The sequence below is a fragment of the Streptomyces sp. NBC_00045 genome (assembly GCF_045041095.1).
GTDB lineage: Bacteria > Actinomycetota > Actinomycetes > Streptomycetales > Streptomycetaceae > Streptomyces.
This window is the reverse complement of record NZ_CP108271.1, coordinates 7,443,970-7,457,845: the sequence shown is the minus strand read 5'-3', so window position 1 is coordinate 7,457,845 and position 13,876 is coordinate 7,443,970. Positions and strand designations below refer to the sequence as shown.

Below are 13,876 nucleotides of genomic sequence, written 5' to 3'. Positions count from 1 at the left end.
TCAATGAACGCAACGGTGACCGGGGTCACAGCCTCGGGCGATGGTCCTCCCGGGACGTATTCACCACCAGGAGGCGAGCCGTGGCCGGCAGACGCGACAAGACCCATTATCTCTACATCGCGGTGATCGCCGCGGTGCTCCTCGGCATCGCCGTCGGCTTCGCCGCACCCGGCACGGCCGTGGAGCTCAAGCCGCTGGGCACCGGCTTCGTGAACCTCATCAAGATGATGATCTCGCCCGTGATCTTCTGCACCATCGTGCTGGGCATCGGGTCGGTGCGCAAGGCCGCGAAGGTCGGCGCCGTGGGCGGCCTCGCCCTCGGCTACTTCATGATCATGTCCACGGTGGCGCTGGCCATCGGACTCCTCGTCGGCAACCTGCTGGAGCCGGGCAGCGGACTGCACCTGACCGAGGCCGTCAAGCACGCGGGAGAGGCACAGGCCAAGGCGGGAGGGGCGCAGAGCACGCCCGAGTTCCTGCTCGGGATCATCCCGACCACCCTGGTCTCGGCCTTCACCGGCGGCCAGGTGCTCCAGACGCTGCTCGTGGCCCTGCTGTGCGGGTTCGCGCTCCAGGCCATGGGTCCGGCGGGCGAGCCGCTGCTGCGCGGCATCGGGCACGTGCAGAAGCTGGTCTTCCGGGTGCTCGCGATGATCATGTGGGCGGCGCCGGTGGGCGCGTTCGGCGCGATCGCGGCGGTGGTCGGCGCAACCGGAATCGACGCCCTGAAGTCACTCGCCGTCATCATGATCGGCTTCTACACGACCTGCCTGCTGTTCGTGTTCGTCGTCCTCGGCACGCTGCTGCGGGTGTGCACCGGGATCAACGTGTTCTCGCTGCTGCGCTACCTGGGCCGCGAGTTCCTGCTGATCCTCTCCACCTCCTCGTCGGAGTCGGCGCTGCCCCGGCTGATCGCGAAGATGGAGCACCTCGGCGTCTCCAAGCCGGTGGTCGGCATCACGGTACCGACGGGCTACTCGTTCAACCTGGACGGAACCGCGATCTACCTGACGATGTCCTCGCTGTTCATCGCGGAGGCGACGGGCAAGCCGCTCGCCCTGGGCGAGCAGATCTCGCTGCTGCTGTTCATGATCGTGGCCTCGAAGGGCGCGGCCGGCGTGACCGGAGCCGGGCTCGCGACGCTGGCCGGTGGGCTCCAGTCGCACCGTCCGGAACTCGTCGACGGCGTCGGGCTGATCGTGGGCATCGACCGCTTCATGAGCGAGGCCCGGGCGCTGACGAACTTCGCGGGCAACGCGGTGGCGACGGTGCTCATCGGCACCTGGACCAAGGAGTTCGACCGCGGGCGGGCCGCCGAAGTCCTCGCGGGACGCCTGGAGTTCGACGAGACCACGCTGGTCGACGACGGTCACGGCACGGAGATCCCCACAGTGCCCGACCAGTCGCCGGCCGGCGCCAAGGACGGCGTACCCGCCTAAGCGGAACGCCCGTCACGAGCCGACCGGGCAGGGCTCGCCCCCACGGTGCCCAGCCCGGTCGGCCCGCACACCGTCCCCATGGTCGATTTTCGGCCATGGGGCTTTGAAGTGTCGTGCGGTAAAAGGTACTTCCGTACCCGGGCACGCTTCTGACATCTTGCGTCCACCACTCGTTTCGTACGGCCCGGTAGGTGCCACCAGCACCTCCGGGCCGTCTTCGGAGGACGCATTGATACCCCACATATCCAGCCGACCTCGACGTACCCTCGTGCTGGCCGCCACCCTCGGCGCCGCACTCGCCTTCGGGGCCCCCGCCGCGCTCGCCGGCACCGCCCCGGTCTCGCCTTCCGGCCAGTCCGTCCCGTCCGCGCCCGCCAAGGCCAAGGCCGCGGCGCCGTCTTCCCAGAGTGCGACCTGGGTTGCCGGCACCCGTGCCTACCTGGTGATCACCGCTCCCGGTGACAGCTCGGCCGTGCGCTCGGCCGTCGCCGCCAACGGCGGCACCGTCTTCTCGAACTTCGACGCCATCGGCGTGATCGTCGCCCACTCCTCGTCCGCCGGCTTCGCCGCGACGATGCGCGGGGTCAGCGGGGTCCAGCAGGTCGGGGCCACCCGTACCTCGGACGTTCCGGCCGACGCCTACAACCCAGCGCTGCCCGCCAACCCGGCGCAGTCCACGACCCCGGCCGGCGAGCCCGTCCGCGCCGACATGAGCCAGATCAAGGCGGACCAGGCCTGGGCCGTCACCACCGGCTCCGCCTCCGTCAAGGTCGGCATCCTGGACACCGGTGTGGACGACCAGCACCAGGACCTGGCGCCGAACTTCAACGCCGCCGACTCCGTCTCCTGCGCCTACGGCAAGCCGGACACCCGTGCTGGCGCCTGGCGGGACGTGGACACCCACGGCACCCACGTCGCGGGCACCATCGCGGCCGCCAAGAACGGCAAGGGCGTCGTCGGCGTGGCCCCGGGCGTGAAGATCTCCGCGGTCCGCGTCGCCGAGCCGGGCAACGCGTTCTTCTTCGCCGAGAACACCATCTGCGGCTTCGTGTGGGCCGGTGACCACGGCTTCAAGGTCACCAACAACAGCTACTACACGGACCCGTGGCAGTTCAACTGCCCGGACAACATCGACCAGGCCGCCATCATCGAGGGCGTCAAGCGCGCCCAGGAGTACGCGGAGGGCAAGGGCTCCCTCCAGGTCGCCGCGGCGGGCAACGAGGACTACGACCTCGCCCACAAGACGACCGACTCCGCGAGCCCGAACGACTCGACGCCGGTCACCCGCACCATCACCAACGCCTGCCTCGACATCCCGACCGAGCTCCCGGGCGTGGTCACGGTCGCGGCGAACGGCACCGGCACCACCAAGGCCTCGTTCTCGAACTTCGGCTCGGGCGTCATCGACGTCGCGGCCCCGGGCAGCGACGTCTACTCCACCCTGCCGGGCGGCAAGTACGGCACCAAGAGCGGCACCTCGATGGCCACCCCGCACGTCGTGGGCGTCGCGGCGCTGCTCGCCAGCACCAACCCCGGCATCACCCCGGCGCAGCTGCGCGACAAGCTGGCCACCCAGGCCAACGACATCGCCTGCCCGTCGGACAGCCGCTGCACCGGCACCGCGGCCAACAACTCGTTCTTCGGCGAGGGCCAGGTCGACGCGCTGAAGGCGGTGGGCTCCACCCCTCCGCCCGGGAAGTACTTCGAGAACCTCGGCGACTTCGCGATCAACGACAACGCCACCGTGGAGAGCCCCATCACCGTCAGCGGGGTGACCGGCAACGCGCCGGCCACCCTCAAGGTGGGCGTGGACATCAAGCACACGTACATCGGTGACCTGAAGGTCGACCTGGTGGCCCCGGACGGCTCGGTCTACACCCTGAGCAACCGGGCCGGCGGCGGCACCGACAACATCGTCCAGAGCTTCACCGTCAACGCGTCCTCCGAGGTCGCCAACGGTGTCTGGAAGCTCCGCGTGAACGACAACGCCAACGCGGACACGGGCAAGATCGACGCCTGGAACCTCACCTTCTGAGGCGCTGAGGCACCACTGCCGCACTCACGCCGCAGACGTCGGCGAGCCGGCCGAAGACGACGTGTCGGTGCTGCTGCGGGGCCACCGGGGAGCAGTGCAACTGCGCCCCGGTGGCCCCGGTCGGTTTCACGTACTCGCGCCGCGCCCCAGTAGGTCGTGCACCTGCCGGGGCCGGCCGGAGTAGAACTGCTCGAAGTCGTGGTCGGAGGGCCGGCGCCGGCGCCTCGATCCGCGGCACGACCTCGGTCCCCGCGTTCCCGCCCGGCTACCCGGTCCGCAGCACGCAGTCCCCGCACAGTCCGCCGCCGGGCACCTTGTAGTAGAGGCAGCAGCTGCGGCGTACGAAGGCCACCCCGAGGCCTTCTTCGTGGATGAAGGTGCCCGTCCCGCCGAGCGCCCCGCCCTCGGCCAGCAGCTCCGCCGCCAGGGACACGGCCGGTCCGCCCGGAACCCGGTCGATCAGCACCCGCAGCGCCCCGACCAGCCCCGAAGCGGCGTTCCCCCGCAGCACCTTGGGCGACACCCCGTACCGCGCCCGCACCTCCGCGTCGAGCACCGCGAGGTGGCCGAGCACGTTCTGCCCCAGCGCCCCGGACGACAGGTCCCCCCTGCCCGGTTCGGGCAGCCACAGCTCCAGCGACCCGGTCTCGGGCAGTCGCCACCACACCCTGTCGACGGCCAGGTCCGGGATCCGCCCGCCCAGCGCGGCGCAGCCCAGCCCGATCGACCACAGTCGCGAGGCGATCCCGAACTGCGCGGTCGAAGCCGCGACCCTGCCGGGCCCGCTGCCGATCCGCCGCCCCACCTCGGCGACGTACGGCTCCAGTTGGCGCCCGTACAGGTCGCTCAGCGGCCTGAATCCGGCGCCGGGCGGCTCCGTCCCGTAGGGCACGGCGAAGAACGGCCCGACGGCAGCCAGTCGGCCCAGTACGTCCTGCATCTCCATGCGCGGATGATCTCAGGCGGCGGTGTCCTCGCGGATCACGGCCAGGGTCCGGGCGACCGTCTTGGCCATGGACGTGCGCATCGCGGCGAGCCGGGACTCCTTGATCTCGTACCCGAACTCGCCGCTGAAGGTCAGGGTGAGGGCGCCGGTCGGGTCCTCGTCGATGACGTTGTCGATGGTCCAGGCTTCCTTGTCGTCGGAGCGGCGGAAGCTGACGCGGTGGCCGATGTCGAAGACCACGACCTCGCGGAAGCGGTCGCCGGCGCGGGCTATCTCTCGGACCAGTCCCTGCGGGTTCTCCGACAGGACCGTGCACTCGGTGATCGCCGGAACGTAGGGCCGCGGGTCGGCGGCCTTGGCCACCAGGCCCGTCCAGACGTCGTCCCGGGTCAGCCGGACCTGCTCCTCCGCCGCGGGGTCGTTGACGGGCAGGGTGTACTCGATGCGGGTGACGGTCTCGGTCATGCAGGGCTCCCCTGGTTGTCGATCTTGTGACGGGGCAACCAGCGTGGCAGACCCGTCATTCCCCGCAGACCCCTAAGCCCGGTGCGGGCGCAATCAGGGGCACGGGCCGGTTCCCCGGCGGCTACGAGGCCGGTGCGACGGCCTCCGCGGGCGCGGTTCCCCGGTGGACCGCCCCGGCCCGGCGGACCGCGGGGCCCATCCCGTACGAGGCGGCCAGCAGGACCGCGCCGAGCAGCAGCCAGCCCGGGATCCCCCACAGCAGGAGCAGAGAGGTCAGGACCAGCGGCCCCAGGGTCCGCGCGATCGGCACCCCGGTCCCGAAGAAGCCCTGGTACTGGCCGATCCGCTCGGCCGGGGCCAGCGAGAAGCCGATGTGCCAGGACCCGGCGGACTGCCGCATCTCGGCATCCACCTGGAGCACCGCCCCGGCCACCAGCAGCGCCGCGGCCGCCCAGCCGGCCCCGGGCAGCGCCGAGAGGGCGAACACTGCACAGGAGGCGGCCATGACCAGTCCGGACACCCGGACCGCGCGCCGAGCGCTGTCCAGGTCGGTCACGGGCCGCGCCGCCCGCACCTGGAACAGCATGACGGCCACGGTGTTGAGCACGAACAGCGCCGACACCAGCCAGCCGGGGGCGCTGGTGCGCTCGACGATCCACAGCGGGACGGCGAGGCTGAGCAGCGGCATCCGCAGCAGCAGGACCGCGTTCAGCAGCGTGACCAGCGCGTACGGCCGGTCGCGGAGCACCGCCAGTCGCGGCTCCCCCGCCGGCCGCTGCGGTACGGGGGCCACCGCGGGCAGCCGCAGCAGTACGGCGGCGCAGAGCAAGAAGCCGATCGCGTCGAGGACGAACACCGCGAGGTAGGCCCGCTCGGAGTCGGCGCTCAGGGCGAGCCCGCCGAGGGCCGCGCCCAGCGCCAGCCCGGCGTTCAGCACGGACTGGAGGTGGGCCAGCACGCCCGTGCGCTCCTGCGGGGCCACCAGCCCCGCGAGCAGTGCCTGCCGGGCGGCCGCCAGCCCGCACTGGGCGGTGGCGTAGACGACGGCGGCGAGGAGGAAGGCCCAGAACGAGCGGATGAACAGGAACGAGGACACGGAGGCGGCGGTGACCAGGGCCAGCAGGACCGAGGTGCCGCGCGGGCCGCGCCGGTCGGCGAGCGCCCCCAGCGCAACACCCGCGACCGAGCCGACCGCCCACGCGAGCGTCAGCCCGAGGCCGATCTGGGCGGGCGAGAGACCGACCACGCGAGTGAAGTAGAGGGCCGAACACACGTAGTAGCCGCCGTCGCCGACGGAGTTGCTCAGCTGGGCGGCCGCCAGGCGGCGCGGCGCCCCGGGCGGGGGCAGGATCCGTATCGTCACCGGTCCATTGGACCAGCTGCATGGCCCACCCGATCGGTCCATTCGACCGCCCTTCCACTGGGCCACTCGGGTCAGGTCGCCGAGCCCTCCCGCAGCGCGTCCCGGGACGCACTGTTGGACACATCACCGACGACCGTCTGTTCGATCTCCGGGCGGCCGGTGAGGGGCCCGGGGCGCTGCGCCGGGCCGACGGTCGGGGCCGTCCCGGGGCCCGCCCGGGTCCCCTTGCATCCATGCAGGTCAGAGGCTGTTTGTAGGCCGACCGGGGGCGACGCGGGCCGCCGTCCGGGGGGCCTGCGCCGTGCGCTTGAACGGTTGTCCTCGGATCAGGATTACGGGCGCTGCGGGCCGGGGACCAAAGTCATCAAAAAACATGGCCGCGGCGTTGCCAATTTGGGGGTTCATGAGAGGAGATTTAGGGGCTACATTGAGCCACTCGCGTTCACCTGACAGCCCGTTGCCTTTCACCCGTGTTTTGCACGGGGGGCGACGTCAGGAGCGCACACTGTGCAACCACCCCACCGCCCAGAAGGACCGAAGGCTCCGTGCCCGTACCCGTACTCCTCGCTGGCCGCACCGTGCGGCTTGAGCCCCTCGCCCCCCACCACACCGAGGCCTTGGCCGTGGCCGGGGCCGAGGATCGTACGACTTACGCCTTCACCCCCGTACCCCATGGGGTGCAGGCGTCCCACGAGTACATCGACCGCGCCCTCGCAGATCAGGCGGCGGGTCGATCTCTCCCCTTCGCGGTGGTCAGAGCCACCGACGGCCGGGTCGTCGGTTCGACCCGGTTCCTGGAACTCGACTACTGGCAGGGTCCGCTGGTGTGGCCCGCCGTGCCGGGTGTCCCGTTCGGTGATCCGGCGACGGCGATCCCCGATGCCGCCGAGATCGGCAATACCTGGCTGTCCCCGGGCGCCCAGGGGACGGGCATCAACACGGAGGCGAAGCTGCTCATGCTCCGCCATGCCTTCGAGACCTGGGGCGTGCGCCGCATCTCGCTGCGCGCCGACGCCCGCAACGGGCGCTCGCGGGCGGCGATGGAGCGGCTCGGGTTCACCTGCGAGGGGGTCCGCCGGGCCCATTCGCGGGGCCTCGACGGCGCCGTGCGCAGTACCGCCTTCTACTCGATCCTCGACGAGGAGTGGCCGGCCGTACGGTCGATCATCGAGTTGAGGCTGTCGGCCGGGGCCCAGCGCAAGCGCCGCCGCAAGACGCTGATCCCCGCGTAGGTCCCTGCGCGGTTCCCGGCGTAACGGTCCTGCGTCCGGCCCCGTTCGGCCCCCGTCCCGGTCCTTCCTGAAGGCGTCAGCCCAGGAAGGCCGGGGCGAGGGCCGAGGTCATCAGCGGGGCGGGAGCGCCGCTGCCGTCGGCCGGCAGGGTGTACAGGTCGGCGCCGAAGTCGCCGGGCAGGGAGTAGACGACGTGCTCGTCGTCCGTCCACACCACCTGGTCGTCCACGCTGCGCTGCTCCGCGAGCGGGGTCTCCTGCATCGAGGCGAGGTCCAGGACGTACAGCCGCCACGGAGCGTCCGGGGACAGGCCGGGCACCCGCTTCTTGAACACCAGCCGGGTCCCGTCGGGCGACAGCGACGGGCATTCCAGGTTCTCGCGGAGCGTGGTCACGGTGCGTTCGGCGAGGTCGCCGCGGACCAGGTAGGTCTGGCCGCCGGTGGCAAGGGTCGCGTAGAAGGTCCGCTCGTCCGCGGCGAAGGTCACGCCCCAGAAGTTGACGTCGGAATTGCGGTACGCCTTGCCGTCCTTGTGGATCGCGAAGTCCTCCAGGGAGGCGTCGAACTTCCCGGTGCGCAGGTCGAGCAGCGAGGTCCGGGTGGAGAAGTTCGTCCCGGCGTACGAGTCCCCGCCCACGAAGACCGTCCAGGCGACGAGGTGTCCCTGGGGCGAGACCCGGGCCCGGGTGGGTATGCCGGCCACCGGTCGCGCGGAGACCTCCTTGAGGCCTGCGTCGAGGACGACGGCCCGGTAGCTGTCCTGGACCCCGCCCTTGTCGGCCTGGAGGCAGATCCCGGTGCCGGCCGCCGCGTAGAAGCGCAGGCAGCTCACCCCGGAGGCCGTGCGGGGCCCCCGGGGCGCGTCGGCGGGGACGGTGGCGAGTTCGTCGCGGTGCGGGCCCCACGCCATGTTCCGGAACACGATCCGCCGCTTGCCCTCGCCCGGTGTCAGGGAGACCTCGCCCCGGTCGATCTGCGGGCCGCCGGCCTGGGTCTGGTTCTTCTCGTCGGCCCGTGAGGAGGCCCGCACGACGGCGAGCACCCCCACGGCGGCGAGCAGCACGACGGCGCAGACGAGGATCAGGATCCGGCGTTGGAGGGTCATGGGGGCCTTTCGGGGATGTGGGGGAACTACGGGCGGCGCAGGGGTCTCAGTCGGCCCGCGCCTCGGCGGCCGGGGTGTCCGCGGGACGCAGCCGGGCGCACGCTGCGGCCGCGGCGGCCAGCAGGACGGCTGCGACGGCGAGGGCGGGGCGGGGCCCCCAGACGGTCCAGGCGGCGCCGAAGCCGAGCGAGGCGGCGAAGCGGGCGAGGGCCTGGCCGGTCTGGACGAGGGCGAGGCCGCCGCCGCGGTGCTCCTCGGGCACGGCCCCGGCGGCCGCGGCCATCAGCACGCCGTCGGTGGCCGCGTAGAAGCCGCCGTGCAACAGGAGCACGGCGTAGGGCAGGACGGGGTGCTGTACGTGTTGCCCGCCGGCCAGCAGGAGGCCGTACGCGAGGAGCAGCGCGAGGTGGCCGCCGAGGAAGACGCGCCAGCGGCCGATGCGGTCGGCGAGCCGGCCCAGCGGCAGCGCGAGCAGGAAGAAGGCGGCGGCGGTGCCCAGCGGCAGCAGGGCGAACCAGCGGTCGGCGATGCCGGTGGCGTGCTGGAGCAGCAGGAAGAGGAAGGCGTCGCTGACGGTGCAGAGCCCGAGCAGCAGCGCGCACAGGCTGATCCGGCGCAGGTCCCGGCGGCCCAGCAGCCCGAGGGAGGCGCGCAGCGAGACGGGATCGGCGCCGGGCGCGGGCTCGGTGCGGCGGCCGGGGACGAACAGAACGAGGACGAGGACGCCGAGTGCGGCGACGCAGGCGCTGACCGTGAAGACGGCGTCGTAGCCGTCGGCCGCACCGCGCAGGATCAGGAAGGCCAGGATCGGCCCGATCAGGGCGCCGGCGGTGTCCATCGCCCGGTGGACACCGAAGGCCCGGCCGCGGTCCGAGGGGGCGGCGGCCAGGGAGATCAGAGCGTCGCGCGGGGCGGTGCGCAGGCCCTTGCCGGTGCGGTCGAGGGCGAGGACGGCGCCGATGGCGGGAAGGGTGTGGGCGAGCAGGAGCAGCGGCTTGCACAGCGCCGAGAGGCCGTAGCCGAGACCGGCGAGGGCCTTGTGGCGGCCGAGGCGGTCGCCGAGGTGGCCTCCGGTGAGCCGGACCAGGGCGCTGATGCCGTTGTAGAGGCCGTCGAGCAGTCCGAAGCCGAGCGGGGAGAGGCCGAGTCCGGCGACGAGGTAGAGCGGGAGCACGGCCGTGACCATCTCGGAGGAGACGTCGGTGATCAGGCTGACCGTGCCGAGGGCGAGCACCGTGGGGGCGAGCGCGGCGCGCCGCCCCGGGCTGGTGCCCGGGGCGACGGCCTGCGGCTCGGGGGTCACGGCGGGCGCGGAGGTTCCGCGACTGTCCGCAACGTACATGGTCAGGAAGCCCAGATCCCCGTGATGTCCTTGGCGGTGGCCGCGTTCCCGGCGTGGGTGTTCAGGCCGGCGAGGCCTTCCAGGGTGCGCAGCATGTCGTAGTGGTTGTAGGTGGTGCCGGAGGTGCTGCCCGGGGTGACGGGCTGGCCGTAGAGCACGGTCGGGATCTTGTTGCCGGAGAGCCGGTTGTCCTCGTCGAAGGTGACGACGAGCAGGCTGTTGTGGGTCTTGGCCCAGTCCGCGTAGGCCTTGAGGTTGTTCTTGAGCCAGGTGTCGCCGGTGCCGACGGAGCAGTCGTGCATGTCGCTGCACAGGTTCGGGACGACGAAGGACACCTTGGGGAGGGTGGTGTAGTCCGTCGGGAACTGGGTCATGGTCTTCGCCGTGCTGGTGGGCACGTTGGAGAAGGCGAACCAGGGGTTGTGCTTGCGGGCGTACTTGCCGCTGCTGCAGGTGGTGGAGCCCTGGCTGGGGAGGGTCTCGTTGTAGCTGCCCCAGCTCTTGCCCGCGGCGATGAGCTCGGAGGCGAGGTTGGGCGCGGAGCTGAAGCCCGGCGTGTAGCAGCTGTCGTCGGTGACGCCCTGGTTGGAGCCCGAGAACAGCTGGAGGTAGTTGGGCTGGCTGGGGTGCGTGACGCCGTACGACTGGGTGAGGTTGGCTCCCCCGGTCTTGAGGGAGTTGATGTACGGGGCGCTGGAGCTGCCGATGACCTGGTTGTAGGCGTGGTTCTCGAAGACCACGACGACGACGTGGTCGGGGGCCGGCAGGCCGGCGGCGTGCGCGGGCTGGGCGGCACCGATGCCGGCCCACAGGGCGGCACCGGCGGCGGTGAGGCCGAAGGCGGTGGCGAGGGCGGTCTTGCGTCGGGGCCGTGAAGGGGTCATGCCAAACACGGAAAATACCTCCGGGCAGGGGGTGGTCTGGGGGCGGCGCGGACGCACCATACCCAGGGCCATGTGCATGGACCAGGGACGGTCGGCCAACAGATCGGGAACTCCGGTGAGCCTCCGGGTGTTCGGCAACGCCCAGCCCTACGTCATCCCAAGAGCTGGAAAAAAGGGGAACCGTGGATCACTTAGGCTCATCCTTCGAACAAGAAACAAGAACACGAAGAGACCACCCCCCGACGGGGCAGCACCAGCCGGAGAGCAACCGCACATGTCGTACTCACCCGACGGACAGCACCAGCCGTACCGCTCGGAAGGGCAGTACCAGCAGCAGCCCTACGGCACGTCGTACGCGCAGCCGTACGAACCGCAGTACCAGCCCGAGCCCCCGTACGGGCCACCGCAGCCGCCGTACGGCGGGCCCGAGGAGCCCGAGTACGAGCAGCAGCGGCCGCGCCGGGGCAGGCGCTGGCTGATCGCCGGCGTCACCGTCCTCGCCCTCGCCGGCATAGCCGCGGGAGTGATGTGGCACTTCGAGATACCCCCCTTCACCGACAAGGGATCGAGCGTCTCCTACGGCCAGTCCTCGGCGGGCGGCAAGAAGGGCGGGGCGGGCGACGCGAGCAAGCAGCCGGCCAACTCGAAGGCACTGATGCCGACCGGGCCCCAGGCCGAATTCAAGAACTCCATGACCCTGGGCGACGGCACGCACGTCTCCGTCACCACCTTGGACGGCAAGAAGTCGGGCTTCAAGGGCAAGGTGTGGGTCTGGGCGCCCAAGGAGTACAACGACCCGAAGTTCGCCAAGAGCGGTTTCCCGGTCATGATCGCCCTGCCGGGCGGCGCCGGCTACCCGAGCAACTACTGGATGGGCACCGACCTGGGGCTGCAGACCAGCATCAGCAAGTGGTACGCCGAGGGCAAGAGCAAGCCGTTCATCCTCGCCATGCCGGTGCTGAACCCGGGCCCGGACGACAAGGGCATCTACTGGGACGGCTCCGACATCCCCGGCCAGCCCAAGATGGGCACTTGGCTGACCGAAGACGTCCCGGACCTGATGAAGGCGAACTTCCGCACGATCAAGTCCCGTGACGGCTGGGCCTACATGGGCTCCTCCACCGGCGGTTTCGCGAGCCTGAAGGCCGTGCTCCAGCACCCGGACAAGTTCAAGGCCGCGATCTGCTCCGGTCCGGACATCGTGCCCGACTCCTCCCTGTGGAAGGGCCACGACAAGGAGAAGGCCGAGAACAACCCGGAGCTCCTGGCGAAGGCCATGATCGACAAGAAGGGCGCCCCGGACGTCTACCTCGCCTTCCAGGTCGGCGACAACGAGAGCAACAAGAAGACGCTGCCCGACGTGCAGAAGTTCGTCGCGACGTACACCAAGGGCCCGATCCACACCAGCCTGAGGGTCATCCCCGGCGGCCAGCACAACGCCAAGACCTACGTGCCGAACATGGGCGAGGGCCCGATCGAGTTCATCAGCAAGGTCATGGAAGGACCGGTGGAGTAACGGGCGGGGCAACCGCCGGTCCGACCGGCTCCACGCGCTGCGGCCCGCCGAACACCATCGGCGGGCCGTTGCCGTCCCAGGCCGCCCAGCCCGGGTTCCCGGTCACGGCGAAACGCACCCACGCCGCGTGCATCCGGTCGGCCAGCTCCTGCGGGGCCTTCGGCCCGGCCAGCCACGAGGACTCCGGCACGCCCAGCGTGTCGAATACGAAGCCCAACTCCAGGGCGTGGCAGGCGCCGAGGCCCTCGACGCCGGAGGGCCAGCCGAACTCGTACAGGAAACTCGACGCGGACCGCCGCGCCACGGCGAGCCGGCGCAGCGGGTCGCGCAACAGCCGGTCGGTGAGCAGTTGACCCGCGAGCTCCGCGGGGCCCGCCCCGGGCAGTGCGGCGCGCAATGCCCGTACGGCGGAGCGGTCCTTGCCGCTGCGGGCGCGGGCCAGGGCCACGGTGAGCGGACCGAGCCGGTCCATCAGCCGCATCGCACCCGTGGGGGCGAGCCAGAGCCGGTACTCCTCGGTGGTCCAGCCCAGCAGCAGCGGTACGTCCGTCGCCGTCGCGGCCTCCAGGGGGTCGCCCGGGAGCGTGTCCGGGTCGGTGACCAGGCCGAACGCGGGGCCCCCGAGGAGCGGGCCGGAGCGGCGCAGGACGGCGCCCTGCGCGGCGAGCAGGTCGGGCAGGGCGGTGGCGGCGAAGGCCTCGGCCGTCGCGGGCACCTTGAGCAGGGAGGCCATCCGCCGGACCATGGCGCGCACGTCGTCGCGCGCCGTCACCTCGGGGGCGCCGCTCTGCAGGACGGCCCCGGCGAAGAGCCCGGCGGCGCGCGGGGCTCCGAGCAGCGCCCCGACGCTGATGGCGCCGGCGGACTCGCCGAACACGGTGACGCGGCCGGGGTCGCCGCCGAAGGCCTCGATGTTCTCGCGGACCCAGGTCAGGGCGGCGATCTGGTCGAGCAGCCCGCGGTTGGCCGGGGCGTCGGGGAAGAGCCCGTAGCCGAGGACGCCCAGACGGTAGTTGACGGAGACGAGCACCACCCCGTCGCGGGCGAAGGCGGAGCCGTCGTAGACGGGGACGGCCGAGGAGCCGCGGGTGAGCGCCCCGCCGTGCAGCCAGACCATGACGGGCAGCCGGGCCCCGGGGGTCGGGTCCGGGGTCCACACGTTGAGGTTCAGACAGTCGTCCCCGGGGATCTCCGGGTCGGGCAGCAGGGCGGCGAACGTCGGCGGGTAGGGCACCTTGGGCGCGGTCGGGCCGAAGGAGCCGGCGTCGCGTACGCCCTCCCAGGCGGCCGGCGGCCGGGGCGCGGCGAAACGCAGGGCGCCGACGGGCGGGGCGGCGTACGGGACGCCCCGGAAGGCGGCGGTCCCGCCCGGCCCGGTCCGCCCCTCGACGACGCCGTGCCCGGTCCTGACCCGGGGCCGGCCGCTGCCGTCCGCTGTGCCCATCGTCCGCTCCTCCGCTGAATCCGGTGTTCCGGTGTTCCGGTGTTCCGGTGTTCCGCCTCCCGGGCACGGTCGCACAGGCCTGCGACGGGTGACAAGGCGTGACCC

Annotated in this window: 11 protein-coding genes; 4 read left to right on the top strand and 7 right to left on the bottom strand. The window is 71.8% G+C overall.

Features of this window, described 5'->3' with window-relative positions:
• The first annotated feature begins 80 nt into the window (after positions 1 to 80).
• Positions 81 to 1,439: a cation:dicarboxylate symporter family transporter gene (locus OHA65_RS34455; protein WP_327280045.1), complete on the top strand. Its 1,359-nt coding sequence runs from the start codon at positions 81 to 83 to the stop codon at positions 1,437 to 1,439.
• 268 nt (positions 1,440 to 1,707) lie between these two features.
• The gene (locus OHA65_RS34450; RefSeq protein ID WP_327280044.1) at positions 1,708 to 3,474 is read left to right on the top strand and encodes a S8 family serine peptidase; all 1,767 of its coding nucleotides are present in this window, start codon (positions 1,708 to 1,710) and stop codon (positions 3,472 to 3,474) included.
• 265 nt (positions 3,475 to 3,739) lie between these two features.
• Here the strand turns inward: OHA65_RS34450 and OHA65_RS34445 are convergent, their stop codons facing one another.
• The 3 genes from OHA65_RS34445 to OHA65_RS34435 all read right to left on the bottom strand — a co-directional run bounded on the left by OHA65_RS34445 (position 3,740) and on the right by OHA65_RS34435 (position 6,248).
• Positions 3,740 to 4,420: a (2Fe-2S)-binding protein gene (locus OHA65_RS34445; protein WP_327280043.1), complete on the bottom strand. Its 681-nt coding sequence runs from the start codon at positions 4,418 to 4,420 to the stop codon at positions 3,740 to 3,742.
• A 12-nt stretch (positions 4,421 to 4,432) separates the two neighbouring features.
• A complete protein-coding gene (locus OHA65_RS34440) occupies positions 4,433 to 4,885 on the bottom strand; it encodes an SRPBCC family protein (protein WP_327280042.1) in 453 nt (150 codons plus the stop codon).
• A gap of 121 nt (positions 4,886 to 5,006) precedes the next feature.
• Positions 5,007 to 6,248 (bottom strand): MFS transporter, encoded by a 1,242-nt coding sequence (locus OHA65_RS34435; protein ID WP_327280041.1) that lies wholly within the window; start codon positions 6,246 to 6,248, stop codon positions 5,007 to 5,009.
• Between the two features lie 545 nt (positions 6,249 to 6,793).
• Between OHA65_RS34435 and OHA65_RS34430 the strand changes: the two genes are divergently transcribed.
• Positions 6,794 to 7,480: a GNAT family N-acetyltransferase gene (locus tag OHA65_RS34430; RefSeq protein ID WP_053789887.1), complete on the top strand. Its 687-nt coding sequence runs from the start codon at positions 6,794 to 6,796 to the stop codon at positions 7,478 to 7,480.
• A gap of 76 nt (positions 7,481 to 7,556) precedes the next feature.
• Here OHA65_RS34430 and OHA65_RS34425 read toward each other — a convergent pair whose 3' ends face one another.
• Genes OHA65_RS34425 through OHA65_RS34415 form a run of 3 tightly spaced genes read right to left on the bottom strand, consistent with a single transcriptional unit; the run spans position 7,557 to position 10,811 of the window.
• Positions 7,557 to 8,585, bottom strand: coding sequence for a hypothetical protein (locus OHA65_RS34425; RefSeq protein ID WP_327280040.1), 1,029 nt, complete (start codon positions 8,583 to 8,585; stop codon positions 7,557 to 7,559).
• A gap of 46 nt (positions 8,586 to 8,631) precedes the next feature.
• Positions 8,632 to 9,927, bottom strand: a complete 1,296-nt coding sequence (locus tag OHA65_RS34420) for an MFS transporter (RefSeq protein WP_405758317.1) — start codon at positions 9,925 to 9,927, stop codon at positions 8,632 to 8,634.
• Between the two features lie 2 nt (positions 9,928 to 9,929).
• Positions 9,930 to 10,811, bottom strand: a complete 882-nt coding sequence (locus OHA65_RS34415) for an alkaline phosphatase family protein (protein ID WP_327280038.1) — start codon at positions 10,809 to 10,811, stop codon at positions 9,930 to 9,932.
• Positions 10,812 to 11,085: 274 nt separating this feature from the next.
• Between OHA65_RS34415 and OHA65_RS34410 the strand changes: the two genes are divergently transcribed.
• Entirely contained in the window at positions 11,086 to 12,327 is a 1,242-nt protein-coding gene (locus tag OHA65_RS34410) for an alpha/beta hydrolase-fold protein (RefSeq protein WP_327280037.1), read from the top strand.
• On the opposite strand, the gene OHA65_RS34405 is transcribed toward OHA65_RS34410, so the two are convergent.
• A complete protein-coding gene (locus OHA65_RS34405; RefSeq protein WP_327280036.1) occupies positions 12,305 to 13,771 on the bottom strand; it encodes a carboxylesterase family protein in 1,467 nt (488 codons plus the stop codon). The two genes, OHA65_RS34410 and OHA65_RS34405, sit on opposite strands and share 23 nt — an antisense overlap.
• Between the last annotated feature and the right edge of the window lie 105 nt (positions 13,772 to 13,876).

Bases quoted from the DNA above. Each gene is read 5' to 3' on its own strand.
- OHA65_RS34405 (WP_327280036.1), bottom strand. From the start codon at position 13,771: ATGGGCACAGCGGACGGCAGCGGCCGGCCCCGGGTCAGGACCGGGCAC.
- OHA65_RS34440 (WP_327280042.1), bottom strand. From the start codon at position 4,885: ATGACCGAGACCGTCACCCGCATCGAGTACACCCTGCCCGTCAACGAC.
- OHA65_RS34445 (WP_327280043.1), bottom strand. From the start codon at position 4,420: ATGGAGATGCAGGACGTACTGGGCCGACTGGCTGCCGTCGGGCCGTTC.
- OHA65_RS34415 (WP_327280038.1), bottom strand. From the start codon at position 10,811: ATGACCCCTTCACGGCCCCGACGCAAGACCGCCCTCGCCACCGCCTTC.
- OHA65_RS34425 (WP_327280040.1), bottom strand. From the start codon at position 8,585: ATGACCCTCCAACGCCGGATCCTGATCCTCGTCTGCGCCGTCGTGCTG.
- OHA65_RS34420 (WP_405758317.1), bottom strand. From the start codon at position 9,927: ATGTACGTTGCGGACAGTCGCGGAACCTCCGCGCCCGCCGTGACCCCC.
- OHA65_RS34410 (WP_327280037.1), top strand. From the start codon at position 11,086: ATGTCGTACTCACCCGACGGACAGCACCAGCCGTACCGCTCGGAAGGG.